The sequence below is a fragment of the Streptomyces sp. NPDC048461 genome (assembly GCF_055587105.1).
Map to the genome: position 1 here is coordinate 113,510 of NZ_JBVJGW010000006.1, position 25,912 is coordinate 139,421.

A 25,912-nucleotide genomic window follows, 5' to 3' on the forward strand; every position below is an offset into this window, starting at 1 on the left:
GCGTACCGGTCGCCGCACGGCTACGCGGCTACTGCGGCTGCTCCCGCGCCGACACCGCCAGCGCGGTCAGCAGGCCCGTCAGCCGGGTCGTACGCGGTTTCGGCAGGACCTCCGCCACCGCCCGCGGCAGCGCCTGGTCGACGCCGTGCACCACCGACAGGTGCCGCTCGGCCCGCCCGAACGCCGTGTACACCCAGTCCCGCGACAGGGCCTCCGCCGCGTCGCCGGGCAGCACGACGACCGCCGCCGGCCAGCGCGTCCCGACGGCCTGGTGCGCCGTCACCGCCCAGCCGTGCCGCACCTGCGCCTCCACCAGCTCCTTCGGTACGACCACCCGCACGCCCGCGCGGTCCAGGTGCAGTCCCTCCGCGTCGGCCGACACCACCCGCGCCGGCAGGGCCCGCCCGGGCGTGGGCACGTGCACGACGCGGTCGCCGGGGTCGAAGCCGCCGAACCGGCCGGGGCCGGGGTTCAGCCGCTCCTTCAGCGCCGCGTTCAGCGCCCGGGTCCCCGCCGCGCCGCCGTGGCCCGGGGTGATCACCTGCACGCCGTCCCCCGGGATGCCGAACGCCCGCGGCACGGACTCGGCCACCAGCTGCACCGTGCGGTGCACGGCCTCGCCGGCGTCCCGCACCGGGACGATGACGACCTCCTTGCCGGGGGCCTCGACCTGGTAGAGCTCCCCGATCCCGATGCCCGAGACCAGCTCGCCGACCGGGCCCGGGTCGGGGGTGCGGGAGACCAGCACGGGGCAGGTACGGGCCGCCAGCACATCGGCGAAGACCCGCCCGGCCCCGGCGGACCCGAGGACGCAGGGGTCGCCGGACAGCACCAGCCGGGCCCCGTCCGGGACGGACTCCACCAGCGCGGCCGCCGTCTCGACGTCCAGCTGCGGCGCGTCCAGCACCACGAGCAGATCCAGCGCGAACTGCCCGTCGGCATCCCGCCCGGGCCCCTCCGCGCCCGCCAGCAGCCCGGCCACGGTCACCGAGTCCGGGCCGCCGGGTGCGTGCGCGGCCAGGCAGGCGCGCAGCCCCAGTTCCCGGGCGGCCGCCAGCAGCGCGAGCGGTTCCGCGCGGGCCGCCCAGCCGCCCGTGTGGGCGACCACGCCGTTCGCCGCGACCGCGCGGATCAGCTCGGCGCCCGGTCCGGTGGCGGCGCCCTCCCAGTCCGCCGGGCCGTCGAGGGCGCTGGCGATGCGGGCCAGGCCGTCGGCCAGGCTCTCCTCGGCCATCGCGGCACCCTCCAGGCCCACGAGGACGCGTACCGGCTGTTCCGCGTCCTCCTCCACCGGCGGCGGGCCCAGCGGTTCGTGGAACACCAGGACCGAGCCGTCGGCGACCGACGCGGCGAGGGCCCCGGCGGGCTCCGGGACGCCGTACTGGGCCAAGGCCTTCTCCAGGACCGGGGCCTCCAGCGCGGTGTGCCCCTTGAGCCCCGCCTGCACCAGCAGCCAGCCCAGCAGCGCCGCGGTGCGGCGCTCGTCCCCGGGACCGGCTTCGGGGCCCAGCAGGGCCCGGGCGAAGCCGTCCGCCTGGCTCGGGCGCACCGCGGGCACGGCCAGGAGCCGCCAGGGGTCCTCGGTCAGCTCCTGCGCCGCGTCGTCGCCCAAGGCCGCCGCGACCGGGGCCGCGAGGTCCTCCGGGGCACTGCCGCGGACCAGGACCGCCCGTACGGCGTCCACGGCCCGGGCGGACGCCTGCGGGGCCGCCGCGGGGGCGGCCGCGGGCACCGGCGTGCGCGGCGCCGGGGGAGCGGGGGCCGCCTTCCGCGGCGCCGCGGGGGCCTCGTCGAAGTACACGGCGGGCGCCTCGGCCCCGCTCTCCACGGCCCGTACGGCCGCCAGCAGGTCGGCGGCCCGGCCGCTGAGCTTCGCCCCGGCGTCGACGGGGGCCTCCCGTTCGGCCTTGCGGCGCGCGATGCGCTCCCGCTCGACCTTCTGCGCGGCCAGCTCGGCCTGCGCCTCGCTCAGCCCGGGAGCGGCGGCCGCGTCCGGCGCGGGTTCCGTGCCCGCCGCGTCCGCCGCGGGCTCCGCAGGGGCCTCGACGTCGGCGTCGGTGTCCGCGTCGCCGTCGGCGGAACCCTCGGCGTCGGTGTCCGCGGCGGCGGAACCCCCGCCGTCCGCGGCCTCCTCCGGTTCCGCGGCCGCCTCCCCGGAGGCTCCGCCGGGGTCCGGCGGGGCGGGCTCGGATGCCGTGGGACCCTCCGGGCCGACGGTGCCGTCGGCGGGCTCCTCGGGGGTTTCCGTGGCGGGGTCCGTGCTCACAGCGTGCTCCAGTCCTGGTCGGGATAGCGGTGCACGGGCGCCGAAACGTCGTCCAGCGCCCGGCAGATCTCCACCGGAAGACTAAGGGCCTCCACCGACAGCGCCGCCGCGAGCTGCTCCGCGGTCCGCGCGCCGACGATCGGCGCGACCACCCCGGGCCGGTCCCGGAGCCAGGCCAGCGCGACCTGGAGCGGTGTCACTCCGAGCCCCTGGGCGGCGGTGACGACCGCGTCCACGATCCGGCCCGCCGCGTCGTCCAGGTACGGCTCCACCAGCGCGGCCAGGGCCTCCGACGCGCCCCGGGAGTCCGCGGGGGTGCCGGCGCGGTACTTGGCCGTCAGGACGCCGCGCCCCAGCGGGGAGGAGGGCAGCAGGCCGATGCCGAGGTCGAGCGCGGCCGGCAGCACCTCCCGCTCCACGCCGCGCTGGAGCAGGGAGTACTCCATCTGGGCGGAGGCGAGCCGGGTCCGGGTGCCCGGGGCCGCGAGCTGCCAGGTCGCCGCCTTCGCGAGCTGCCAGCCGCAGAATCCCGCCACGCCCGCGTACCGGGCCCGGCCGCTGCTCACGGCCAGGTCCAGGGCCTGCAGGGTCTCCTCCAGCGGGGTCGCCGGGTCGAAGGCGTGGATCTGCCAGAGGTCCACGTAGTCGGTGCCGAGCCGGTCCAGGGAGGCGTCGAGGGCGGCCAGCAGGTGCCCGCGCGAGCCGTCGAACCGCCGGTCCGGATGCGGCACGCTGCCGGCCTTCGTGGCGATCACCAGGTCCCGGCGGGGGACGAGCCCCCCGACGAGCTGTCCGAGGAGGTACTCCGCCTCCCCGTCCCCGTACACGTCGGCGGTGTCGACGAGGGTGCCGCCCGCGTCCCAGAAGGTCTTCACCTGCTCGGCGGCGGCTTCCCCGCCGGTGTCGCGGCCCCAGGTCAGGGTGCCGAGGCCGATCCGGGAGACGCGCAGTCCGGTGCGGCCGAGATGCCTCTGCTCCATGAGCGCTGAGACTACTGGGGCACTGCCGCCGCGGAGCCGGGCGCGCTACAGTCCCCGCAGACCCACGTTACTCATGGGTACACCGGTACTGCGTAAGGGGACGACATGCGGCTCGGCATCAATCTCGGCTACTGGGGTGCGGGCATGGACGCCGACAACCTCGCCGTCGCCCAGGAGGCCGACCGGCTCGGCTACGACGTCTGCTGGGCCGCGGAGGCCTACGGCTCCGACGCCCCCACCGTGCTCGCCTGGGTCGCCGCCCAGACCGAGCGCATCGACGTCGGCTCGGCGATCCTCCAGATCCCGGCCCGCCAGCCGGCGATGACCGCCATGACGGCGGCCACCCTCGACTCCCTCACCGGGGGCCGCTTCCGCCTCGGCCTCGGCGTCTCCGGGCCGCAGGTCTCCGAGGGGTGGTACGGCGTCAAGTTCGACAAGCCCCTCGCCCGGACCCGGGAGTACGTGGAGATCGTCCGCAAGGCGATGACCCGCGAGCGCCTCTCCTACGAGGGCGAGCACTGGACCCTGCCGCTGCCCGGCGGCCCCGGCAAGCCGCTCAAGCTGACCGTGCACCCCGAGCGCGAGCACATCCCGCTCTACATCGCCGCCATCGGGCCGAAGAACCTGGAGCAGACCGGCGAGATCGCCGACGGCGCGCTGCTGATCTTCCCGGCCGCCGAGCACCTGGAGTCCACCGCGCTCACCCACATCCGGGCGGGCCGCGAGAAGGCCGGGCTCACCATGGACGGATTCGACGTCTGCCCGACCGTGCCGCTGGCCCTCGGCGACGACGTGCACGCCCTCGCCGACGTGTTCCGCCCGTACACCGCCCTGTACGTCGGCGGCATGGGCAGCCGGAAGCAGAACTTCTACAACCAGCTGGCCCAGCGCATGGGCTACGAGAAGGAAGCCGCGGAGATCCAGGACAAGTACCTGGCCGGCGACAAGACGGGCGCGGCCGCGGCCGTCCCGCACTCGCTGATCGACTCGACCGCCCTGCTCGGTCCGGTGGAGCGGATCGCGGACGGGATGCGGGCCTACGCGGAGGCCGGGGTCACCACCCTCACGCTCGCGCCGGCCGGCTTCACCCGCGAGGAGCGCCTGGCCGCCCTGCGCGCCGGTACCGAGGCCATGGAGCTCGCCGGACTGGCGTAGGGCCCGGGACGCGGCCCCGGGCGGGCGGGGGCGGCGTCCGGGAGGAGAGGTCTGCGGCCGTGGTGGGGGCTCGGGGGGTCTTCCCCGCCACGGCCGACACCGCCAACAACGCGCCGGGAGCCCGCGGGGTTACGCGTCGGGACCCGACGTCCCGGTTCGTTCATTCGGACGAGTAGTGCGACCTATCGGTTGCCCGCCCCGGGCAGCGGCGTTTGACTCGGTGCATGCTCTCTGCCCGCAGCCTGTTCCAGGAGATCGTCGACCACGACGACGCCTTCCAGCTGTTCTGCTCCATCGCCGCCAGCGGGGAGTCCCAGGGAGGCTGGGAGAACGCCCGCATCGCCGCGCTGGTGCCCGACGGCATGCGCGACCTCGTGCCCAAGATCACCCGGCACGGCGCCGACGAGGACAAGCACGGGCGGATCTTCAACGCCCTGCTCCGCAAGCGCGGACTTGCGCCGGTGCCCGTCCCGCCCGAGACCGACTACACGATGCTGCTGGAGCGGCGCGGCATCGGCCTGGCCCACGACAAGCTCCGCCGCGAGGAGCCGCTGACCGAGGAGGACGTCCTCGTCTACCTCGCGCACAGCCGCGTCACCGAGCAGCGCGCCGCCGACCAGATGGTCATGCTCGTGCGGTACTTCGGCGACGACCCCGAGGTCGGCCGGGCCATCCGCATGATCAGCGCCGACGAGGACAACCACCTCGCCTACTGCCACGAGGAACTGCTGCGCCTGGCCCGCGCGGGCCACGGCCGGACCATCCACCGGGTGCTCCGCGAGAGCGCGCTCGCCGAGATCGGCGTCTACCGGGACGTGAGCCTGGCGGTCATGGACCACATGGGACGGCTGCTGGGCTGGTCCGCGCCCAAGGGGGCCGCCCTCGCCGCCGGGATCCGCGGGGTGCACGCGTACGAGCGGTTCAGCGGCTGGCACCGCATGGTGCGGCTGCGCATGCCCGAGCGGCGCGACGCCCTGGGCGGCGCCCCGACCCCGGCGCCCGAGTTCGCGTAACGGCGCCCCGCGCCCGCCGCGCCCGTACCGCGGGACCGGCGGGTTACGGAGCGGCGGGCTACAGCCAGCCGCGGCGCTTGAACGTCCGGTGCAGGCCCAGGCACAGGACCGCCATCAGCACGAGCACCGCCGGATAGCCCCAGGTGTGCCGGAGCTCCGGCATGTGGTCGAAGTTCATCCCGTAGATCCCGGCCACCATCGTCGGAACCGCCGCCATCGCCGCCCAGGCCGAGATCTTGCGCATGTCGTCGTTCTGCCGGACGCCCATCTGGGCCAGGTGCGCCGCGAGCGCGTCCGACAGCAGCCGGTCCAGCCCCTCGATGTACTCGTTCGCCTTGGTCAGGTGGTCGGCCACGTCCCGGAAGAACGGCTGCGCGTGCTCGTGGACGAACGGCACGCCCCCGAAGGCGAGCCGGTCCATCGGCTGGAGCAGCGGGCTCGTCGCCCGGCGGAACTCCAGCACCTGCCGCTTGAACCCGTAGATCCGGGCGGCGGTGTTCTTGGTGTCCGAGGCGTTCGGGGCGAAGACCTCCGCCTCCAGCTCCTCCAGGTCCGCCTGGAGCTCGGCCGCCACCTCGATGTAGTGGTCCACCACGGCGTCGGACACCGCGTACAGCACCGCCGTCGGGCCGTGCCGCAGTACCTGCGGCTCCTGCTCCAGCCGGTGCCGCACGGCGGCCAGCGGGGCGCCCTCGCCGTGCCGGACGGTGACGACGAAGCAGTCGCCGATGAACACCATCAGCTCGTCCGCGGTGACGGTGTCGGAGGCCTCGTCGTACTGCACCGGCTTGAGGACCACGAACAGCGAGTCGTCGTAGACCTCCAGCTTCGGCCGCTGGTGGGCGGTCAGCGCGTCCTCCACCGCGAGCGGGTGCAGCCCGAACTCCTTGCGGACGTGGTCGAACTCCTTCTCCGACGGCTCGTGCATCCCGACCCAGAGGAAGGAGTCGCCGCTCGCCCGCGCCTCGTCGAGGGCGTCGGAGAAGTCCTGGGGAGCCTCGGACCGACGGCCGTTCCGGTACATCGCGCAGTCCACAATCACCCGGGCATTGTTCCCTGCCGGCGGCCCGCCCGCACACCGGCGGCACCGCTTACCCTTGCGCCATGGCCACGCTGATCCTCGTACGACACGGGCGGTCCACCGCCAACACCGCCGGACTGCTCGCCGGATGGACCCCGGGAGTGGCGCTCGACGAGCGCGGCGCCGAGCAGGCCGCCGCGCTGCCCGGGCGGCTGGAGGGGGTGCCGCTCGCCGCCGTCGTCACCAGCCCGCTGCAACGCTGCCGGGAGACGCTCGCCCCGCTGCTGGCCGCCCGGCCGGGGCTGGAGCCGCACACCGACGAGCGGATCGGCGAGTGCCACTACGGGGACTGGTCCGGCCGCAAGCTCTCCGAGCTGTCCGACGAACCGCTGATGAAGATCGTCCAGCAGCATCCCTCGGCCGCCTCCTTCCCCGGAGGGGAGTCCATGCGCGCCATGCAGGCCCGCGCGGTGGACGCCGTACGGGAGTGGAACGCGCGGATCGAGGAGGAGCACGGGAGCGACGCCGTCTTCCTGATGTGCTCGCACGGCGACATCATCAAGTCCCTCGTGGCCGACGCCCTGGGCATGCACCTGGACCTCTTCCAGCGCATCCACGTCGACCCCTGCTCGGTGACCGCGATCCGGTACACCCCGATCCGGCCGTACGTGTTCCGGCTCGGGGACACCGGGGACCTCGGCGCGCTCGTGCCGCGCCCGGCCTCCGACGAGGCCGAGGAGCCCGGGGCCGCGGACCGGCGCACCGCGCACGGCGACGACGCCGTCGTGGGGGGCGGTGCGGGCGCCGTGTGATCGAACGGCGCAGTAGGGTGGTCGGGCCCACACTGGGGCGCAGGACTGCCCCCGCCGCCGAGACTTGGAGACTGGACGTGCCCCGTCAGGTGTTCCTCTACGACCCCCCGGACCGCTTCGTGGCCGGCACGGTCGGCCTCCCGGGACGCCGTACGTTCTTCCTGCAGGCCTCCTCCGGCCCCCGCGTCACCAGCGTCTCCCTGGAGAAGACCCAGGTCGCGGCGCTGGCCGAGCGGATGGACGAGCTGCTGGACGAGGTCGTGCGGCGCACCGGGGGCAACGCCCCGGTCCCGGCCGTGGCCCCCGCCGAGGCCTCCGACACCGCGCCCCTGGACGTCCCCGTCGACGAGGAGTTCCGCGTCGGCACCATGGCCCTGGCCTGGGACGGCGAGGAGCAGCGGATGATCGTCGAGGCGCAGGCCCTGGTGGAGGTGGAGGCGGACTCCGACGAGGACCTCGCCGAGGCCGAGGAGCGGCTGCTCCAGGACGAGGAGAACGGCCCGCCCATGCTGCGGGTCCGCCTCAGCGGCGCCCAGGCCCGGGCCTTCGCCAAGCGGGCCCTGGACGTGGTCAACGCCGGGCGCCCGCCCTGCCCGCTGTGCAGCCTGCCGCTGGACCCGGAGGGGCACGTGTGCCCGCGCCAGAACGGCTACCGGCGCCAGGCGTGAGCACCACGGGGGAACACGAGGACCTGCTCGCCCTGGGCGAGCTGACCGTCGTCGGCCGCATCCGGGAGGCGTCCAACGCCGTCCTGCTGTGCACGGTCGCGTACGAGGGCGCCGCCGCCGACTGCGTGTACAAACCGGTCAAGGGGGAGCGGCCGCTCTGGGACTTCCCCGACGGGAACCTCGCCCGCCGCGAGGTCGCCGCCTACCTGGTCTCCGAGGCCACCGGATGGGGCCTCGTACCGGAGACCGTCCTGCGCGACGGGCCGTACGGCGAGGGCATGGTCCAGCGCTGGATCGAATCGCCCGATCCCGACCCCGACCCCGACCCCGACCCCGACCCGGACGCTGACCCGGACGCGAAGGGCGACGGTGACGGGATCGCGGACGGCGGCCCGGGCAGCGGGCTCCTTGCGCTCGTCGAGGGCGAGGAGGCGGCGGAGGGCTGGAAGCCCGTCGCCCTGGCCGAGGTCGGCGAGGGCCGCACCGCCCTGCTCGTGCACGCCGACGACCCGCGGCTGCGCCGCATGGCCGTCCTCGACGCCGTCATCAACAACGGCGACCGCAAGGGCGGCCACCTGCTGCCCACGTCCGACGGACGCCTCTACGGCATCGACCACGGCGTGACCTTCCACACCGAGGACAAGCTGCGCACCCTCCTGTGGGGGTGGGCGGGGGAGCCGCTGACGGACGAGGCCCGCGAGGTCCTCGGTTCGCTCCGCGCGCAACTGGCCGACGGGGCGCCGCTCGCCACCCGGCTGGCGGAACTGGTCACGGAGGCCGAGCTGGCCGCCGTACGGGACCGGGTGGAGCAGCTGCTGCGCACCGGCACCCACCCGAAACCGTCGGGGCAGTGGCCGGCGATCCCCTGGCCACCGGTCTGATCCGGCCAGTCTCGATACGCACAGAATCGGCCAGACCGCAAGAGAGTCGATCAAGACAACCGTGCTGGTCCGGTTCGTTTCGGGAACATCCGTCCGGTTACGCTCGTGCCATGCATGCCTGGCCCGCTTCTGAGGTCCCCGCCCTGCCTGGCAAGGGCCGCGACCTCCAGATCCACGACACCGCGACCCAGGGGACGATCACCCTCGCCCCCGGTCCCGTCGCCCGAATCTACGTCTGCGGCATCACGCCGTACGACGCGACCCACATCGGTCACGCGGCGACCTACAACGCGTTCGACCTCGTGCAGCGCGTGTGGCTCGACACCAAGAGGCAGGTCCACTACGTCCAGAACGTCACGGACGTGGACGACCCGCTCCTGGAGCGGGCCCAGCGCGACGGCCACGACTGGACCGAGCTGGCCGAGCGCGAGACCGCGCTCTTCCGCGAGGACATGACCGCCCTGCGCATGCTGCCGCCGCAGCACTACATCGGAGCCGTCGAGGCCATACCCGGCATCGTGCCGCTGGTCGAGCGGCTGCGCGACGCGGGCGCCGCCTACGACCTGGACGGCGACGTCTACTTCTCCGTGGAGTCCGACCCCCACTTCGGCGGGGTCTCGCACCTCGACGCCGAGGCGATGCGGCTGCTGTCCGCCGAGCGCGGCGGCGACCCGGAGCGGCCGGGGAAGAAGAACCCGCTCGACCCGATGCTGTGGATGGCCGCCCGCCCGGGCGAGCCCAGCTGGGACGGCGGCTCGCTGGGCCGCGGCCGTCCGGGCTGGCACATCGAGTGCGTCGCCATCGCCCTGGACCACCTGGGCATGGGCTTCGACATCCAGGGCGGCGGTTCCGACCTGGTGTTCCCGCACCACGAGATGGGCGCCTCGCACGCGCAGGTGCTGACGGGCGAGTTCCCGATGGCCAAGGCGTACGTCCACGCCGGCATGGTCGCCCTGCACGGCGAGAAGATGTCGAAGTCCCGGGGCAACCTGGTCTTCGTCTCCGCGCTGCGGCGGTCCGGCGTCGACCCGGCGGCGATCCGCCTCGCGCTCCTGTCGCACCACTACCGGGCCGACTGGGAGTGGACGGACGCGGTGCTCGCCGAGGCGGTGGCCCGCCTGGAGCGCTGGCGCGCGGCCGTGTCCCGGCCGGACGGGCTTGCCGCGGACGCCCTGGTGGAAGAGGTCCGTGCGGCCCTCTCCGCCGATCTGGACGCCCCGGCGGCGCTGGCCGCCGTAGACCGCTGGGTGGAGCTCCAGCTGGCCGCGGGCGGCGACGACGAGTCCGCCCCGGGCCTGGTCTCCCGTACCGTCGACGCCCTGCTCGGCGTGGCCCTGTAACCGTCCGGAGCCGTGTGCCCGGGGGCCCCGCCCTCGGGTGACGCGCCCTCGGGTGACGCGCCCTCGGGCGAGGCGACCCGACACGCCGGCGGGGGGGGGGGGCCCCGCCCCCGCGCCGCCGCGCGCCCCCCCGCCGGGCGGGGCGGTCGGGCCGGTGGGCGCGCCGGGGCCCGGCCCGGCCCGCCGGGGCGCGGCCCCCCCCGGGGGGGGGGCCCCCCCCCCCGCCGGGGGGGGCGGCCCCCCCCCCCGCCCCGGGCCCCCCCCCGCCGGCGTTCTGCGTCCTGCCGCACGGAGCCGCACGCGGCCCCGGCGCGCCCTCGGCTAGGGCTCCGGGGGCGGCTCCTCCTCCGGGGCTGCGGCGGGCGGCGGGGGCTCCTCCCCGGTCACCTCCGGCTTGCGCTTCGGCGCCCGGGGGAGCCCGCTGGACGGGTCCCGCAGGTACGTCGCGTCCCCCGGCTCCGCGGCCGCGGACGGGTCACGCCGCCTCAGGTAGCGCTCGAACTCCCGGGCGATGGCGTCACCGGACGCCTCGGGCAGGTCGGCGGTGTCCCGCGCCTCCTCCAGCGTCTGGACGTACTCCGCCACCTCGCTGTCCTCGGCCGCCAGTTGGTCCACGCCCAGCTGCCACGCCCGGGCGTCCTCCGGCAGTTCGCCCAGCGGGATCCGGATGTCGATCAGGTCCTCCAGCCGGTTCAGCAGGGCCAGTGTCGCCTTCGGGTTGGGCGGCTGCGACACGTAGTGCGGCACCGCCGCCCACAGCGACACCGCCGGGACCCCCGCGTGCGTGCACGCCTCCTGGAGGATGCCCACGATGCCCGTCGGGCCCTCGTACTTCGTCTCCTCCAGGTCCATCGTCCGGGCCAGGTCCGCGTCCGAGGTGACCCCGCTCACCGGCACCGGCCGCGTGTGCGGCGTGTCTCCGAGCAGCGCCCCCAGGATGACCACCATCTCCACGCCCAGTTCGTGGGCGAAGCCGAGGATCTCGTTGCAGAACGAGCGCCACCGCATGGACGGTTCGATGCCCCGTACGAGCACCAGGTCGCGCGGCTTCGCGCCGCCGATGCGGACCACCGACAGCCGTGTCGTCGGCCAGGTGATCTTCCGTACCCCGTTGTCCAGCCAGACCGTCGGCCGGTTGACCTGGAAGTCGTAGTAGTCCTCGGCGTCGAGCGCCGCGAACACCTCGCCCTTCCACTCCCGGTCCAGGTGTGCGACCGCGCCGGAGGCGGCGTCACCCGCGTCGTTCCAGCCCTCGAACGCGGCCACCATGACCGGGTCGATCAGCTCGGGCACGCCCTCAAGCTCGATCACCCAGGTCTCCTTCCGAAGTTCCCTTGCGTACGTGGGTCAGCCTAAGCCTTGAAGGGACATCGGCCACAGCCCACGACGGAGGGGCGGTTCCCCTCGGAACCGCCCCTCTTCCCCACCTGGACGAGAGCTATGCCTTGTGGCCCAGCATCGCCTCGACCCGGGCGCGCACGGAGGCGTCGTCCAGACCGCGGACCGTCACCGTCGTGCGCCGACGCAGCACGTCGTCGACCGTCTCCGCCCACTCGTTGTCGCGGGCGTAGGCGACCTGGGCCCAGATCTCCGGGCCGTCCGGGTGGATGCGCTCGGCCAGCGCCGGGTCCTCGTTGGCGATGCGCGCGATGTCGAACGCCAGCGAGCCGTAGTGGGAGGCCAGGTGGCGCGCGGTCAGCGGGTCCATCCGGGAGCCGGGCTCGCGGTCCACCAGCAGCCGGTGCGCGACCGCGTTGGGGTTGGCGACACCGGGCAGCGGGATCCGGCGCACCAGCGACTTCGCCGGCTCCATGTCCTCGGTCAGCGGGCTGCCCGGGAGCTTCGCCAGCTTGTCCATGACCACGCGGCCGATGTGGCGGTACGTGGTCCACTTGCCGCCGGCCACGGACAGCATGCCGCCGGCGCCCTCGGAGACGACCGTCTCGCGCTTGGCCTTCTCGACGCCGCCGGGGCCGCCGGGCAGCACCCGCAGGCCGGCGAAGGCGTACGTCATCAGCGAGCGGTCCAGGTCCGCGTCCTTCACGGAGAAGGCCGCCTCGTCCAGGATCTGCTGGATGTCGGACTCGGTGGCGCGCACGTCCGCCGGGTCGCCCTCGTAGACCTCGTCGGTGGTGCCGAGCAGCAGCTGGTCCTCCCAGGGGAGGGCGAACGTGATGCGGTACTTGTCGATCGGGGTGGCCATGGCGGCCTTCCACGGCGACTTGCGCTTCATGACGATGTGCGCGCCCTTGGAGAGGCGGATCGACGGCATCGAGTGCTTGTCTTCCATGCGCCGCAGGTGGTCCACCCACGGGCCGGTGGCGTTGAGCACGACCCGCGCGTCGACCCCGAACTCGGTGCCGTCCAGACGGTCCTTGAGCTCGGCGCCGGAGACCCGGCCGCGCGTGGTGCGCAGTCCGGTGACCTCGGCGTGGTTGAGGACGACGGCGCCCGACTCGACGGCCGCGCGGACCGTCATGACGGCGACCCGGGAGTCGTTCATCTGGTGGTCGTAGTAGACCGCGACGGCCTTGAGGTTGTCCGTCTTCAGGCCCGGGTTGTCGGCGACGGCGCGGGCGGGCGAGATGACCTTGCCGATGCCGTCGCCGAAGGCCGAGAGCGCGGAGTAGGCGAAGACGCCCGCACCCAGCTTGGCCGCGCCCACCGGACCGCCCTTGTACACGGGGAGGTAGAAGGTGAGCGGGTTGACCAGGTGCGGGGCCACGTCCTTCGCGAGGACCCGGCGCTCGTGGTGGTTCTCGGCCACCAGCTTGACCGCGCCGGTCTGGAGGTAGCGCAGGCCTCCGTGGACGAGCTTGGAGGAGGCGGAGGACGTGGCGCCGGCGAAGTCGCCGGCGTCCACCATGGCGACCCGCAGACCCGACTGCGCGGCGTGCCAGGCCACCGAGGTGCCCAGGATCCCACCGCCGATGACCAGCAGGTCGTACGTGGCCTTGGCCAACTGCTCACGGGTCTCGGCGCGGCTCGCGTTCGAGCCGGCGGTCGGGTGCGTGCCCAGGGTGGGAACGCTCTGCAGGGTGCTCATATCCGTTGACTCCTACTTACTCGTCGATTGCGCCGGCCGGACGGTCAGCTGGCGTCTTCGTCGTCGACCCAGCCCATGGACCGCTCGACGGCCTTGAGCCAGCTCTTGTACTCGCGGTCCCGCTGCTCGGCGGACATGCGCGGGGTCCACTCGGCCGCGCGGCGCCAGTTGGCGCGCAGGGCGTCGGTGTCGGGCCAGAAGCCGACGGCCAGGCCGGCGGCGTAGGCGGCGCCGAGGCAGGTGGTCTCGGCGACCATCGGGCGCACCACGGGGGCGTCCAGGAAGTCCGAGAGCGTCTGCATCAGCAGGTTGTTGGAGGTCATGCCGCCGTCGACCTTGAGGGCGGCGAGCTCGACGCCCGAGTCCTTGGTCATGGCGTCGGTGATCTCGCGGGTCTGCCAGGCGGTGGCCTCCAGGACGGCACGGGCGATGTGCGCCTTGGTGACGTACCGGGTGAGGCCGGTGATCACGCCGCGGGCGTCGGAGCGCCAGTACGGGGCGAACAGGCCGGAGAAGGCCGGCACGAAGTACGCGCCGCCGTTGTCCTCGACGGAGGAGGCCAGGGTCTCGATCTCGGCCGCGGACTTGATCAGGCCCATCTGGTCGCGCATCCACTGGACGAGCGAGCCGGTGACGGCGATGGAGCCCTCCAGCGCGTAGACCGGCTTCTCGTCGCCGATCTGGTAGCCGACCGTGGTCAGCAGGCCGCTGTAGGAGTTGATGATCTTGTCGCCGGTGTTCATCAGCATGAACGTGCCGGTGCCGTACGTGGACTTCGCCTCGCCCTCGGCGAAACAGGTCTGGCCGAACAGGGCGGCCTGCTGGTCACCGAGCGCCGAGGCGACGGGGACGCCCGCGAGGACGCCCTCCTTGACCTCGCCGTAGACCTCGGCGGAGGACCGGATCTCCGGGAGGACGTTGAGCGGGACGCCCATGGACTCGGCGATGCGCTCGTCCCAGGTCAGGTTGTGCAGGTTCATCAGCATGGTGCGCGAGGCGTTGGTGACGTCGGTGACGTGCACGCCGCCCTGGGCGCCGCCGGTCAGGTTCCAGATGACCCACGAGTCCATGGTGCCGAAGAGGATGTCGCCCGCCTCGGCGCGCTCGCGCAGGCCCTCGACGTTGTCGAGCAGCCAGCGGGCCTTCGGGCCGGCGAAGTAGCTCGCCAGCGGCAGGCCGGTCTCGCGGCGGAAGCGGTCCTGGCCGACGTTGCGGCCGAGCTCCTTGCACAGCGCGTCGGTGCGGGTGTCCTGCCAGACGAGCGCGTTGTGCACGGGCTCGCCGGTGTGGCGGTCCCACATGAGCGTGGTCTCGCGCTGGTTGGTGATGCCCACGGCCTTGACGTCGGCGGCGGTGAAGCCGGGGACGTCCTGTGCGGCCTTGGCGATGGCCCCGGCGACGACCTCCTGGACGTTGGTCCAGATCTCGGTGGCGTCGTGCTCGACCCAGCCCGGCTTCGGGAAGATCTGCTCGTGCTCCTTCTGGTCGACGGCGACGATGCGGCCGTCGCGGTCGAACACGATGCAGCGGGAGGAGGTGGTGCCCTGGTCGATCGCGGCGATGAAGGGGCCGGTGCTGCTGGTCATGTGGCTGCTCCTGGCAGGTCGTGAGTAGGCGGAATCAGGGTGCGGTGCGGATCTTGCGATCGCTGCCGATGCTGATCAGGCGAACGCGATGTTGTACAGACCACCGGCTATGACGGCACCGACGAGCGGGCCGACCACCGGGATCCAGGAGTATCCCCAGTCGGAGCCGCCCTTGTGGGGAAGCGGCAGCAGGGAGTGGACGATGCGCGGGCCGAGGTCGCGGACCGGGTTGATCGCGTAGCCGGTCGGACCGCCGAGCGAGAGGCCGATGCCGACGACCACGAAGGAGGTGATCAGGACGCCGATGACGCCGAGGCCCTTGCCGTCGTCCTGGAGGCCCTGGGTCAGGATGGCCAGGATCAGGACGGCGGTACCGATGATCTCGGTGGCGAGGTTCTGGACGGTGTTGCGGATCTCGGGGCCCGTGGAGAAGACGCCGAGCACCGGACCGGCCTGGTCGTGCGGGTGCGGGTCCTCGGGGCCGAGCTTCGCGTCGCGGATGTGCTCCGGGTCCGACAGGTGGGCGCGGAACTGGCCGTAGTACGTGATCCACATCAGGACCGCGCCGATCATCGCGCCGAGGAGCTGGCCGGCGAGGTAGACCGGAACGTCGCCCCAGACGCCGTCCTTGACGGCGATGCCGACGGTGACCGCCGGGTTGAGGTGCGCGCCGGAGAGCGGTGCGGACACGTATGCGCCGATCAGGACGGCGAAACCCCAGCCGAACGTGATGGCGAGCCAGCCCGCGTTGCGGGCCTTGGAGCTCTTGAGGGTGACGGCGGCGCAGACGCCGCCACCGAGCAGAGTGAGCAGGGCGGTACCGATGGTCTCGCCGATGAAGATGTCGGAGCTGGACACCCGCGACTCCTTTGTCATACGTCCAGGGGTGGGCGGACACCGGGTCCCACCGGTGGTTCCGCGCACTCGGTGAGTGCTGCACCGGCCCTTGGCCTTGCCCCACCCTAACGCGTATTGCCGTTAGGTGTTCGACAATGCCGACCGGTGAACGGCAGTTTTCCGCCCGGATGAAGATTGCGTCAAGGGTCGGCCAGGCCAAAGTGTCGGATCGTTACCGCTCGGTGGGATCAACCAAATCCGGCCATCGGATGGTCGGGATATGGCGAAAAGAGGGCATGGCGGAGCCAGGGTGTGGCCGAGAGCGACCCCGGAGGGGCTGGAGGGGCCCTAGAACCGGCCTGCGCCGAGATCGCGTGAAACCGCGCGCGCACAGTCCCGTACGGACGCGATGAGGGCCGCACGGGGCTCCCCGCCGTCCCCGCAGACCCGCTCCACGGCCCCCGCCACCGCCACCGCGCCCACCGGCATGCGGCGCCGGTTGTGGATGGGGGCCGCGACGGAGGCGATGCCGTCCCAGGTCTCCTCGACGTCCGCGGCCCACCCGCGGGCCCGGGTCAGGTCGAGGATCTCCTCGAAGCCCGCGCCGTCCGTGACGGTCCGGGGGGTGAACGCCTCGCGCTCCACCTCCACGGCCTGGGTGTGCGCGACCGGGTCGTACGCCGACAGCACCTTGCCCAGCGCGGTCGAGTGCAGCGGCTGCATGGCCCCGACCTCCAGCACCTGACGGCTGTCGTCGGGCCGGAACACGTGGTGCATGATCAGCACCCCGCTCTTGTGCAGCACGCCCACGTACACGCTCTCGCCGCTCGCGCGGGCCAGGTCGTCGGTCCAGACCAGGGCGCGGGCGCGCAGCTCGTGCACGTCGAGGTAGCTGTTGCCCAGGCGCAGCAGCTCCGCGCCCAGCTGGTAACGGCCGGAGGCCTCGTCCTGCTCCACGAAGCCCTCGGCCTGCAGGGTGCGCAGGATGCCGTGCGCCGTCCCCTTGGCGAGGCCGAGGGACGAGGCCACGTCCGAGAGTCCCAGCCGGCGCTCGCCGCCGGCCAGCAGCCGCAGCATCGCAGCGGCTCGTTCGAGCGACTGGATGTTCCGTGCCATCGCGCTGCCTCCTGCTGACGTTCCTGGTCGGTGCTGACTGTGGTGATGTGGTTCGACAATGCTGAACAGTATCGGTCGATGCCGACCTCGCGCAGGGGCGGCCGGTACATCGCGGCGCCGCACACCCGTGCGCGCGCCGTCCGCCCCCGCCACAGAATGCAGTCCGCCACGTGGGACAACCTCACCGGGGCCGGGAGGGCACGGTTACCCTGACCGCGTGCACCCTGGACGCAGAGGGGGTGCAAAGCCGACAGCCGTCGCATCCCAGGGAGCTCAGCCATGGCCTCGTTGCCGAACCCGCCCGCCGACACCCAGACCCGGGCCGACGCCCTTCGTGAGGCGCTCGCGACCCGTGTGGTCGTGGCCGACGGGGCGATGGGGACGATGCTGCAGGAGCAGGATCCCTCGCTGGAGGACTTCCAGCAGCTGGAGGGCTGCAACGAGGTGCTGAACGCGACGCGGCCGGACATCGTGCGCACGGTCCACGAGGCGTACTTCTCGGTGGGCGTGGACTGTGTGGAGACGAACACGTTCGGTGCGAACTTCGCGGCGCTGGCGGAGTACGACATTCCGGAGCGGAACTTCGAGCTGTCGCAGTCGGGTGCGCGGATCGCGCGGGAGGTCGCGGACGAGTTCACGGCCTCGACGGGGCAGCAGCGGTGGGTGCTGGGCTCGATGGGTCCGGGCACGAAGCTGCCGACGCTGGGCCACATCGGTTACGCGCAGATCCGCGATGCCTACCAGACCAACGCGGAGGGCCTGATCTCCGGCGGCGCGGACGCGCTGCTGGTGGAGACGACCCAGGACCTGCTGCAGACGAAGTCCTCGATCGTCGGCGCGCACCGGGCGATGGCGGCGCTGGGCGTGTCGGTGCCGCTGATCTGCTCGGTGACGGTGGAGACGACCGGCACGATGCTGCTGGGCTCGGAGATCGGCGCGGCGCTGACGGCGCTGGAGCCGCTGGGCATCGACATGATCGGCCTGAACTGCGCCACCGGCCCCGCCGAGATGAGCGAGCACCTGCGCTACCTGGCGCGCAACGCCCGCATCCCGATCTCCTGCATGCCCAACGCGGGCCTGCCGGTCCTGACCAAGGACGGCGCGCACTACCCGCTGTCGGCCTCCGAGCTGGCGGACGCGCAGGAGACGTTCGTGCGCGAGTACGGGCTGTCGCTGGTCGGCGGCTGCTGTGGCACCACGCCGGAACACCTGCGCCAGGTCGTCGAACGCGTCCGGGGCACGGAGATCACCGGGCGCAGCCCCCAGCCGGAGCCCGGCGCGGCGTCGCTCTACCAGACGGTGCCGTTCCGGCAGGACACGGCGTACATGGCGATCGGCGAGCGCACCAACGCCAACGGGTCGAAGAAGTTCCGCGACGCGATGCTGGAGGCCCGCTGGGACGACTGCGTGGAGATGGCCCGCGACCAGATCCGCGAAGGCGCCCACATGCTCGACCTCTGCGTCGACTACGTCGGCCGCGACGGCGTCGCCGACATGCAGGAGCTGGCCGGTCGGTTCGCCACGGCCTCGACCCTGCCGATCGTCCTGGACTCCACCGAGGTCCCCGTCCTCCAGGCCGGCCTGGAGAAGCTCGGCGGCCGCGCGGTGATCAACTCGGTGAACTACGAGGACGGCGACGGCCCGGAGTCCCGCTTCGCGAAGGTCACCCAGCTGGCGCAGGAGCACGGCGCCGCACTGATCGCGCTGACCATCGACGAGGAGGGCCAGGCCCGCACCGTCGAGCACAAAGTGGCGATCGCCCAGCGCCTCATCGGCGATCTGACGGGGAACTGGGGCATCCGCGAGTCGGACATCCTCATCGACACCCTGACCTTCACGATCTGCACCGGCCAGGAGGAGTCCCGCAAGGACGGCATCGCGACGATCGAGGCGATCCGGGAGCTGAAGCGTCGCCACCCGGACGTGCAGACGACGCTGGGTCTGTCGAACATCTCCTTCGGCCTGAACCCGGCCGCCCGCGTCCTGCTGAACTCGGTGTTCCTCGACGAGTGTGTCAAGGCCGGCCTGGACTCGGCGATCGTGCACGCCTCGAAGATCCTGCCGATCGCCCGGTTCGACGAGGAGCAGGTCACCACCGCCCTCGACCTGATCTACGACCGGCGGGCCGAGGGCTACGACCCGCTGCAGAAGCTGATGGCGCTCTTCGAGGGCGTCAACACCAAGTCCCTCAAGGCCGGCCGCGCCGAGGAACTCCTCGCCCTGCCCCTCGACGAGCGCCTCCAGCGCCGCATCATCGACGGCGAGAAGAACGGCCTGGACGCCGACCTCGCCGAGGCGCTGGAGACCCGCCCCGCGCTGGACATCGTCAACGACACCCTGCTGGAGGGCATGAAGGTCGTCGGCGAGCTCTTCGGCTCCGGCCAGATGCAGCTGCCGTTCGTCCTGCAGTCCGCCGAGGTGATGAAGACGGCGGTGGCCTACCTGGAACCGCACATGGAGAAGACCGACGCCGACGGCAAGGGCACCATCGTCCTGGCCACCGTCCGCGGCGACGTCCACGACATCGGCAAGAACCTCGTCGACATCATCCTGACCAACAACGGCTACAACGTCGTGAACATCGGCATCAAGCAGCCGGTCTCCGCGATCCTGGAAGCCGCGGCGGAGCACCGCGCCGACGTGATCGGCATGTCCGGCCTCCTCGTGAAGTCGACCGTGATCATGAAGGAGAACCTCCAGGAGCTCAACCAGCGCAAGCTGGCCGCGGACTACCCGGTCATCCTCGGCGGCGCCGCCCTGACCCGCGCCTACGTCGAGCAGGACCTCCACGAGATCTACGAGGGCGAAGTCCGCTACGCCCGCGACGCCTTCGAGGGCCTGCGCCTCATGGACGCCCTGATCGCCGTCAAGCGCGGCGTCCCCGGCGCGTCCCTGCCCGAGCTCAAGCAGCGCCGCGTCGCCAAGCGGGCCACCCCCGTCCTGGAGGTGGAGGAGCCGGAGGAGCCCGGCGGCCGCTCCGACGTGTCCGTCGACAACCCGATCCCCGCCCCGCCGTTCTGGGGCACCCGCGTCGTCAAGGGCATCCCGCTCAAGGACTACGCCTCCTGGCTCGACGAAGGCGCCCTCTTCAAGGGCCAGTGGGGCCTCAAGCAGGCCCGCGCCGGCGGTGCCACGTACGAGGAGCTCGTCGAGACCGAGGGCCGTCCGCGGCTGCGCGGCCTCCTGGACAAGCTGCACACCGAGAACCTCCTCGAAGCGGCCGTCGTCTACGGCTACTTCCCGTGCGTCTCCAAGGGCGAGGACCTGATCCTGCTCGACGAGCAGGGCAACGAGCGCACCCGCTTCACCTTCCCCCGCCAGCGCCGCGGCCGCCGCCTGTGCCTCGCGGACTTCTTCCGCCCCGAGGAATCCGGCGAGATCGACGTGGTGGGCCTCCAGGTCGTCACCGTCGGCTCCCGGATCGGCGAGGCCACCGCGAAGCTGTTCGAGGCCGACGCCTACCGCGAGTACCTGGAGCTGCACGGCCTGTCCGTCCAGCTCGCCGAGGCCATGGCCGAGTACTGGCACGCCCGGGTCCGCTCCGAGCTCGGGTTCGGCGGCGAGGACCCCTCCAAGGTCGAGGACATGTTCGACCTGAAGTACCGCGGCGCCCGCTTCTCGCTGGGCTACGGCGCCTGCCCCGACCTGGAGGACCGGGCGAAGATCGCCGAGCTCCTCCAGCCGGAGCGGATCGGGGTCCACCTCTCCGAGGAGTTCCAGCTCCATCCGGAGCAGTCCACCGACGCCATCGTGATCCACCACCCCGAAGCGAAGTATTTCAACGCACGCTGACGCGGGCCGACGTACACTTGTCGGTCCCATACAGGCCGGTCGCCTGTTCCCCCGGGGATGCCCCGCGGGAAGAGGTGACCGGCCTTCTCGTCCCTACTGAGAGGTGTGCGCATGACGAGTACGGTTCCCGCCCCCGTCGCCCGTACGGCCGACGGCTCGGCCCTCCAGGCGGTGCTCCTCGACATGGACGGCACGCTCGTCGACACCGAGGGCTTCTGGTGGGAGATCGAAGCCGAGATCTTCCGCGAGCTCGGACACCGGCTCGACGACGCCTGGCGGGACGTCGTCGTCGGCGGCCCCATGAGCCGCAGCGGCGCGTTCCTGATCGAGGCCACCGGCGCGGCCATCGAGCTCGCCGAGCTGAGCATCCTGCTCAACGAGCGCTTCGAGGCCCGCATCGCCGACCAGGTGCCGATCATGCCGGGCGCCGAGCGGCTGCTGGCCGAGCTGGCCCAGCACAACGTGCCCACCGCCCTCGTCTCCGCCTCCCACCGCCGGGTCATCGACCAGGTGCTGCTCACCCTCGGCCGCGACCGCTTCACGATGACCGTCGCCGGCGACGAGGTCGCGCGGACCAAGCCCCACCCGGACCCCTACCTGCACGCCGCGGCCGCTCTCGGCGCGCACCCTTCGCGCTGCGCCGTCATCGAGGACACCGCCACCGGGGTGGCCGCCGCGGAGGCCGCCGGCTGCCGGGTCGTCGCCATCCCCTCGGTCGGGATGATCGCCCCGGCCCCGGGGCGCACGGTCGTCCACTCGCTGGAGGACGTGAACCTGGCCTTCCTGCGCTCCCTGATCGTCCCGATGAACTGAACGCACACGGCACCGCACGCTCCGTACCGAATGGAACACCCGCAAGACCCAGGTCCGACGGAAGGATCTTCCGTCGAAGGCCCCGGAGGCTGAAATTCCACGCGCCCCGGGGCGGTCGCCCGGGTGACCTTGGTCACCCGCCCGACCCCCCGCAGAACTGCCCGAGGGCTCCTGCGCCTTCCCTTGTGTCCGGATTGATCAGCTCCTGACCGAATCTGCGCGGACTTCCACATGAACAGCCAGTCCGCTCCCATCACCGTGCGATTACGCCCCAAGTCCGGCCAGTTCAAGCCATCCCGCCCCAGCCCACTAGTGTCAGCGAGGGCACTGCGCCGCACCTCAGCCGTCCCGGACACACACCCCTGTGCCGGTACCGCGTGGACCGATCGTCATACCACCGGCCCGATCGTTCCGCCCTGAACGGGCGACGCCGCGAAGTGCCCTTTACGCCGCTTTGAGCAAGTGCCGGTTACAGGGAGTTCTTCCAGCATGAACCGCAAGACCATGGTGCTGACGGCCGCGGCCGGACTGCTCACGCCCACGCTCGCCGCCTGCGGCAGCGCCAGCGGCGGAGGAGCGGGATCCGGAGCGATCGTCGTCGGGACCACCGACCGGTTCGAGGCCGCCGAGTTCGCCCCCGCCCCGTTCGACCCGGCGTACGCCTACGACGCCGGCGCCTGGAACGTCCTGCGCCAGACCGTCCAGACGCTGATGCACACCCCGCGCGGCGGCGGCCAGCCCGTCCCCGAAGCCGCCTCCGACTGCCGCTTCACCGACACCGGCAACGAGAGCTACCGCTGCACCCTGCGCCCCGGCCTGAAGTTCGCCGGTGGAGACCCGCTCACCGCGAAGGACGTCAAGTTCTCCATCGAGCGCGTCCTCGCCATCAAGGACGAGAACGGCCCCTCCTCGCTGCTCTCCACCATCGACACCGTCGAGGCCAAGGGCGCCGACACCGTCGTCTTCCACCTGAAGACCCCGGACGCGACCTTCCCGTACAAGCTCTCCACCCCCGCCGCGGGCATCGTCAGCGCCAAGGACTACGACCCGAAGAAGCTCCGCGAGGGCTTCTCCGTGGACGGCTCCGGCCCCTACACGATGAAGCCCGAGGTCAAGGACAACCGGCTCGTCCGCGCCGTCTTCACCAAGAACCCGAACTACAAGGGCGACCTGAAGGTCCAGAACGACAAGGTCGAGCTCCGTACCTTCGCCGACTCCGCCGGCATGGGCAGGGCCCTCACCGACGGCTCCGTCCACGTCGTCTCCCGCACCCTGGCGCCCGCCCAGATCACCGAGCTCTCCAACAAGCCCCCCAAGGGCGTCCGGCTCGTCCCCCTGCCCGGCCTGGAGATCCGCTACCTCGGCTTCAACACCGAGGCGCCGGTCGTCAAGGAGAAGGCCGTACGCCAGGCCCTCGCCGCCGCCGTCGACCGCAACGCCGTCATCACCAAGGTCTACGGCAAGGCCGCCCAGCCGCTCTACTCGCTGGTCCCCACCACCGTGCCCGGCCACGTCAACTCCTTCTTCACCAAGTACGGCGAGACCAACACCGCCAAGGCCGCAGGCCTGCTGAAGGACGCCGGGATCAAGACCCCGGTGAAGCTGACGCTGAACTACACCACCGACCACTACGGTGACGGCACCGCGGCCGAGTTCGAGGCCCTCAAGGCCCAGCTGAACTCCACCCAGCTGTTCGACATCACCGTCCAGGGCAGCGACTGGGCCGACTTCCGGCCCGCGCAGAAGAAGGGCGACCACGCCGCCTACGGGCTCGGCTGGTTCCCCGACTACCCGGACGCCGACAACTTCCTCGCCCCGTTCCTGGAGCAGGACAACTTCCTGGGCACGCCGTACGCCAACGCCGCGGTGCGCACCAAGCTCATCCCCGAATCCCGCCGGGCGGTCGACCGCAGCGTCGCCCTCCCCGCGATCACGGAGATGCAGGACATCGTCGCCGAGGACGTGCCCGTCCTGCCCCTGTGGCAGGGCAAGCAGTACGTCGCCGCACGCGACGGGATCACCGGAGTGGAGTGGTCGGTCAACGCCATCTCCGACCTCCAGCTGTGGGAACTCGGCCGCGGTGTCAGCGGCTGACACCCGAAGGAAACCGGCAGCGGGTGTCGCAGGCCGGCGCAACGATTCGTCAAGACTGTGAAGGATTCGCGTGATGAGACGTAACCAGTGGTTGGCGGCCCCGCTCGGCGCAGCCACCGCCGCCGCGCTGCTCAGCGGTTGCGGTTCGACCGACGGCTCCAATGCCGGAAGCGGCAAGGGCGTCGTGATGGGCATATCCGACAAGGTGAAGTCCACCGACCCCGCGTCCGGCTACGACCCCGGCTCCTGGCTGCTCTTCAACAACGTCTTCCAGTCGCTGCTGAGCTTCCCCAAGGGCGGCACCACGCCGGAACCCGACGCCGCGCAGGCCTGCGCGTTCGAGGGCGGCGAGAGCAAGGTGTACAAGTGCACCCTGCGCGGCGGCCTGAAGTTCAGCAACGGCAACAGCCTCACCGCCAAGGACGTCAAGTACTCCTTCGAGCGCACGCTGAAGATCAACGACGACAACGGCCCCGCCGTGATGCTCGCGTCGATCGACGGCATCGACGCCCCCGACGACAAGACCGTCGTCTTCCGGCTGAAGACGTCCGACGCGACCTTCCCGAGCAAGATCGCATCGGGCGCGGGCGCCATCGTCGACCGCACCGAGTACCCCGCCGACAAGATCCGCACCGACGGCAAGGCCTTCGGCTCCGGGGTCTACAAGCTGGACTCGATCAACGACAAGAGCGCCAGCTTCTCCGTCAACGAGTCCTACAGCGGCAAGGCCAAGCCGAAGAACTCCGGCGTGACCATGAAGTTCTTCAACGAGGACCAGGCCGCCCTCCGCAAGGTCCTGGAGAGCGGCGACGTCGACTTCGCCTTCCGCGGCCTCGCCGCCAAGGACATCGCCGGCCTCGCCAACAAGACCGGCGACCAGAAGGTCGAGGTCGTCCAGGGCGCCGGCGCCGAGGTCGAGCACCTCGTCTTCAACATGAACGACCCGGTCGCCGGCAAGCTCCCCGTCCGCAAGGCCGTCGCCTACCTCATCGACCGCGAAGCGCTCGTCAAGGACGTCTACGACGGCACCGCGACCGCGCTCTACTCGATCGTCCCGGCCGGCATCGCCTCGCACAACACGGCCTTCTTCGACCGCTACGGCGGCAGCCCCCAGCCCGACAAGGCCAAGGCCGTCCTGCGCGCCGCGAACATCAAGGACAAGGTGAAGATCACCCTGTACTCGACGCCGTCGCGCTACGGACCCTCCACGGACGAGGAGTTCGCGCTCATCGCCAAGCAGCTCAACGACAGCGGACTCTTCGAGGCCGACGTCAAGTCCGTCGAGTACGAGCAGTACGAGAAGGACATCCAGGCCGGCAAGTACGGCGTCTACGTCAAGGGCTGGGTACCGGACTACCCCGACGCCGACAACTTCACGCAGCCGTTCTTCGGGCCGGACAACGTCCTGCAGAACAACTACGACAACAAGGAGATCACCGGGACCATCATCCCGTCGACCTCCGCGAAGTCCGACCGCGCCGCCGCGAGCACCGACTTCAACCGCCTCCAGGACATCGTCGCCGAGGAGATCCCCCTCCTGCCCCTGTGGCAGGGCAAGCAGTACGCGGTGACCCGCCCCAACGTCACCGGCCTGCAGTGGTCGCTCGACGCCTCCACCGTCTTCCGCTTCTGGGAGATCAGCAAGGGCTGAGCGGCACCGCCGCCACCCGCGCCGGCCGGCCCCACCGGGCCGGCCGGGAGCACCCGCGCAGAACGGGCCGGGCCCGGGACCCCCACAGGTCCCGGGCCCGTCCGGCAGCTCATGCGAAAAAGGGGTCGCCGGCCGCCTACTGGGCGCCGGGCCGCACCAGACCGCTCTCGTACGCGTAGACGGCGGCCTGCACCCGGTCGCGCAGGCCCAGCTTCGTCAGCACGTGACCCACGTGCGTCTTGACCGTCGTCTCGCTCACGAACAGGTCCGCCGCGATCTCCGCGTTCGACAGCCCGCGGGCCACGAGCTTCAACACCTCGACCTCGCGCTCGGTCAGCGTCCCCAGCGTGTCCGGCACGCTGTCCTCGCCCGACGGCAGGTGCCCCGCGTACTTGTCCAGCAGCCGCCGCGTGATGCTCGGCGCGAGCATCGCCTCGCCCGCCGCGACCACCCGGATCGCCTGCACCAGCTCGTTCGCCGGCGCGTCCTTCAACAGGAACCCGCTCGCCCCCGCCCGCAGCGCCTCCACCACGTACTCGTCCAGGTCGAACGTCGTCAGCACCAGCACCTTCGCCGGACCGTCCCGCCCCGGACCCGTGATCTGCCGCGTCGCCTCCACCCCGTCCATCCGCGGCATCCGGATGTCCATCAGCACCACGTCGGGCTGCAACGCCCGCACCTGGTCCAGCGCCTGGAGACCGTCCCCGGCCTCACCCACCACCGCCAGCCCCGGCTCGGCCTCCAGGATCATCCGGAAGCCGGTGCGCAGCAGTGGCTGGTCGTCGACCAGCAGGACGCGGATCGCCACGGGGTCTCCCTCGTATTCGTCGGACGGCTCGGC

Annotated in this window: 19 protein-coding genes; 10 read left to right on the plus strand and 9 right to left on the minus strand. The window is 72.2% G+C overall.

Going from position 1 to position 25,912, the window contains the following annotated elements:
- Positions 1-28: 28 nt before the first annotated feature.
- Both ACZ6S8_RS12935 and ACZ6S8_RS12940 read right to left on the minus strand, forming a co-directional pair.
- Positions 29-2,266: a helix-hairpin-helix domain-containing protein gene (locus ACZ6S8_RS12935; RefSeq protein WP_469455070.1), complete on the minus strand. Its 2,238-nt coding sequence runs from the start codon at positions 2,264-2,266 to the stop codon at positions 29-31.
- On the minus strand, positions 2,263-3,246 hold the full coding sequence (locus tag ACZ6S8_RS12940) for an aldo/keto reductase (RefSeq protein WP_469455073.1): 984 nt from the start codon (positions 3,244-3,246) through the stop codon (positions 2,263-2,265). The genes ACZ6S8_RS12935 and ACZ6S8_RS12940 overlap by 4 nt, the downstream gene beginning before the upstream one ends.
- A gap of 105 nt (positions 3,247-3,351) precedes the next feature.
- On the opposite strand from ACZ6S8_RS12940, the gene ACZ6S8_RS12945 reads away from it, so the two are divergent.
- Positions 3,352-4,401, plus strand: a complete 1,050-nt coding sequence (locus tag ACZ6S8_RS12945) for an LLM class F420-dependent oxidoreductase (RefSeq protein ID WP_267722614.1) — start codon at positions 3,352-3,354, stop codon at positions 4,399-4,401.
- Positions 4,402-4,625: 224 nt separating this feature from the next.
- Positions 4,626-5,414 (plus strand): ferritin-like domain-containing protein, encoded by a 789-nt coding sequence (locus ACZ6S8_RS12950; RefSeq protein ID WP_469455074.1) that lies wholly within the window; start codon positions 4,626-4,628, stop codon positions 5,412-5,414.
- Between the two features lie 58 nt (positions 5,415-5,472).
- Here the strand turns inward: ACZ6S8_RS12950 and corA are convergent, their stop codons facing one another.
- A complete protein-coding gene (corA, locus tag ACZ6S8_RS12955; RefSeq protein WP_469455075.1) occupies positions 5,473-6,456 on the minus strand; it encodes a magnesium/cobalt transporter CorA in 984 nt (327 codons plus the stop codon).
- A 62-nt stretch (positions 6,457-6,518) separates the two neighbouring features.
- Between corA and ACZ6S8_RS12960 the strand changes: the two genes are divergently transcribed.
- The 4 genes from ACZ6S8_RS12960 to mshC all read left to right on the plus strand — a co-directional run bounded on the left by ACZ6S8_RS12960 (position 6,519) and on the right by mshC (position 10,136).
- Positions 6,519-7,247 carry a histidine phosphatase family protein gene (locus ACZ6S8_RS12960; protein WP_469455077.1) on the plus strand — a complete coding sequence of 243 codons (729 nt, stop codon included), beginning with the start codon at positions 6,519-6,521 and terminating at the stop codon, positions 7,245-7,247.
- A 77-nt stretch (positions 7,248-7,324) separates the two neighbouring features.
- Positions 7,325-7,915, plus strand: coding sequence for a DUF3090 domain-containing protein (locus tag ACZ6S8_RS12965; RefSeq protein WP_267722618.1), 591 nt, complete (start codon positions 7,325-7,327; stop codon positions 7,913-7,915).
- Positions 7,879-8,796 (plus strand): SCO1664 family protein, encoded by a 918-nt coding sequence (locus ACZ6S8_RS12970; protein WP_469455079.1) that lies wholly within the window; start codon positions 7,879-7,881, stop codon positions 8,794-8,796. Before ACZ6S8_RS12965 ends, ACZ6S8_RS12970 begins: the two co-directional genes overlap by 37 nt.
- A 110-nt stretch (positions 8,797-8,906) precedes the next feature.
- Positions 8,907-10,136, plus strand: coding sequence for a cysteine--1-D-myo-inosityl 2-amino-2-deoxy-alpha-D-glucopyranoside ligase (gene mshC / locus ACZ6S8_RS12975; RefSeq protein ID WP_469455081.1), 1,230 nt, complete (start codon positions 8,907-8,909; stop codon positions 10,134-10,136).
- Between the two features lie 321 nt (positions 10,137-10,457).
- Here mshC and ACZ6S8_RS12980 read toward each other — a convergent pair whose 3' ends face one another.
- The 5 genes from ACZ6S8_RS12980 to ACZ6S8_RS13000 all read right to left on the minus strand — a co-directional run bounded on the left by ACZ6S8_RS12980 (position 10,458) and on the right by ACZ6S8_RS13000 (position 16,721).
- Positions 10,458-11,447 (minus strand): PAC2 family protein, encoded by a 990-nt coding sequence (locus ACZ6S8_RS12980; RefSeq protein ID WP_469455082.1) that lies wholly within the window; start codon positions 11,445-11,447, stop codon positions 10,458-10,460.
- Between the two features lie 127 nt (positions 11,448-11,574).
- The gene (locus ACZ6S8_RS12985) at positions 11,575-13,182 is read right to left on the minus strand and encodes a glycerol-3-phosphate dehydrogenase/oxidase (protein ID WP_469455083.1); all 1,608 of its coding nucleotides are present in this window, start codon (positions 13,180-13,182) and stop codon (positions 11,575-11,577) included.
- Between the two features lie 44 nt (positions 13,183-13,226).
- Positions 13,227-14,768, minus strand: a complete 1,542-nt coding sequence (gene glpK / locus ACZ6S8_RS12990; RefSeq protein WP_469455085.1) for a glycerol kinase GlpK — start codon at positions 14,766-14,768, stop codon at positions 13,227-13,229.
- Positions 14,769-14,843: 75 nt separating this feature from the next.
- A complete protein-coding gene (locus ACZ6S8_RS12995) occupies positions 14,844-15,626 on the minus strand; it encodes an MIP/aquaporin family protein (protein WP_469455087.1) in 783 nt (260 codons plus the stop codon).
- Positions 15,627-15,953: 327 nt separating this feature from the next.
- The gene (locus tag ACZ6S8_RS13000; RefSeq protein WP_469455088.1) at positions 15,954-16,721 is read right to left on the minus strand and encodes an IclR family transcriptional regulator; all 768 of its coding nucleotides are present in this window, start codon (positions 16,719-16,721) and stop codon (positions 15,954-15,956) included.
- 279 nt (positions 16,722-17,000) lie between these two features.
- Here ACZ6S8_RS13000 and metH point away from each other — a divergent pair, with 279 nt between their 5' ends.
- The 4 genes from metH to ACZ6S8_RS13020 all read left to right on the plus strand — a co-directional run bounded on the left by metH (position 17,001) and on the right by ACZ6S8_RS13020 (position 25,071).
- Positions 17,001-20,513, plus strand: coding sequence for a methionine synthase (metH, locus tag ACZ6S8_RS13005; protein WP_469455089.1), 3,513 nt, complete (start codon positions 17,001-17,003; stop codon positions 20,511-20,513).
- Positions 20,514-20,624: 111 nt separating this feature from the next.
- Positions 20,625-21,326 (plus strand): HAD family hydrolase, encoded by a 702-nt coding sequence (locus ACZ6S8_RS13010; protein WP_469455091.1) that lies wholly within the window; start codon positions 20,625-20,627, stop codon positions 21,324-21,326.
- 489 nt (positions 21,327-21,815) lie between these two features.
- A complete protein-coding gene (locus ACZ6S8_RS13015) occupies positions 21,816-23,420 on the plus strand; it encodes an ABC transporter substrate-binding protein (RefSeq protein ID WP_469455092.1) in 1,605 nt (534 codons plus the stop codon).
- Positions 23,421-23,493: 73 nt separating this feature from the next.
- On the plus strand, positions 23,494-25,071 hold the full coding sequence (locus tag ACZ6S8_RS13020) for an ABC transporter substrate-binding protein (protein ID WP_469455094.1): 1,578 nt from the start codon (positions 23,494-23,496) through the stop codon (positions 25,069-25,071).
- Between the two features lie 136 nt (positions 25,072-25,207).
- Here ACZ6S8_RS13020 and ACZ6S8_RS13025 read toward each other — a convergent pair whose 3' ends face one another.
- Positions 25,208-25,879 (minus strand): response regulator, encoded by a 672-nt coding sequence (locus tag ACZ6S8_RS13025; protein WP_469455095.1) that lies wholly within the window; start codon positions 25,877-25,879, stop codon positions 25,208-25,210.
- Between the last annotated feature and the right edge of the window lie 33 nt (positions 25,880-25,912).

What these genes read in the sequence shown, in the direction of transcription:
- ACZ6S8_RS13020 (WP_469455094.1), top strand. Translation starts at nt 23,494, where the DNA reads ATGAGACGTAACCAGTGGTTGGCGGCCCCGCTCGGCGCAGCCACCGCC.
- metH (WP_469455089.1), top strand. Translation starts at nt 17,001, where the DNA reads ATGGCCTCGTTGCCGAACCCGCCCGCCGACACCCAGACCCGGGCCGAC.
- mshC (WP_469455081.1), top strand. Translation starts at nt 8,907, where the DNA reads ATGCATGCCTGGCCCGCTTCTGAGGTCCCCGCCCTGCCTGGCAAGGGC.
- ACZ6S8_RS12950 (WP_469455074.1), top strand. Translation starts at nt 4,626, where the DNA reads ATGCTCTCTGCCCGCAGCCTGTTCCAGGAGATCGTCGACCACGACGAC.
- glpK (WP_469455085.1), bottom strand. Translation starts at nt 14,768, where the DNA reads ATGACCAGCAGCACCGGCCCCTTCATCGCCGCGATCGACCAGGGCACC.
- ACZ6S8_RS12945 (WP_267722614.1), top strand. Translation starts at nt 3,352, where the DNA reads ATGCGGCTCGGCATCAATCTCGGCTACTGGGGTGCGGGCATGGACGCC.
- ACZ6S8_RS13000 (WP_469455088.1), bottom strand. Translation starts at nt 16,721, where the DNA reads ATGGCACGGAACATCCAGTCGCTCGAACGAGCCGCTGCGATGCTGCGG.
- ACZ6S8_RS12960 (WP_469455077.1), top strand. Translation starts at nt 6,519, where the DNA reads ATGGCCACGCTGATCCTCGTACGACACGGGCGGTCCACCGCCAACACC.
- ACZ6S8_RS12940 (WP_469455073.1), bottom strand. Translation starts at nt 3,246, where the DNA reads ATGGAGCAGAGGCATCTCGGCCGCACCGGACTGCGCGTCTCCCGGATC.
- ACZ6S8_RS13015 (WP_469455092.1), top strand. Translation starts at nt 21,816, where the DNA reads ATGAACCGCAAGACCATGGTGCTGACGGCCGCGGCCGGACTGCTCACG.
- ACZ6S8_RS12985 (WP_469455083.1), bottom strand. Translation starts at nt 13,182, where the DNA reads ATGAGCACCCTGCAGAGCGTTCCCACCCTGGGCACGCACCCGACCGCC.
- ACZ6S8_RS13010 (WP_469455091.1), top strand. Translation starts at nt 20,625, where the DNA reads ATGACGAGTACGGTTCCCGCCCCCGTCGCCCGTACGGCCGACGGCTCG.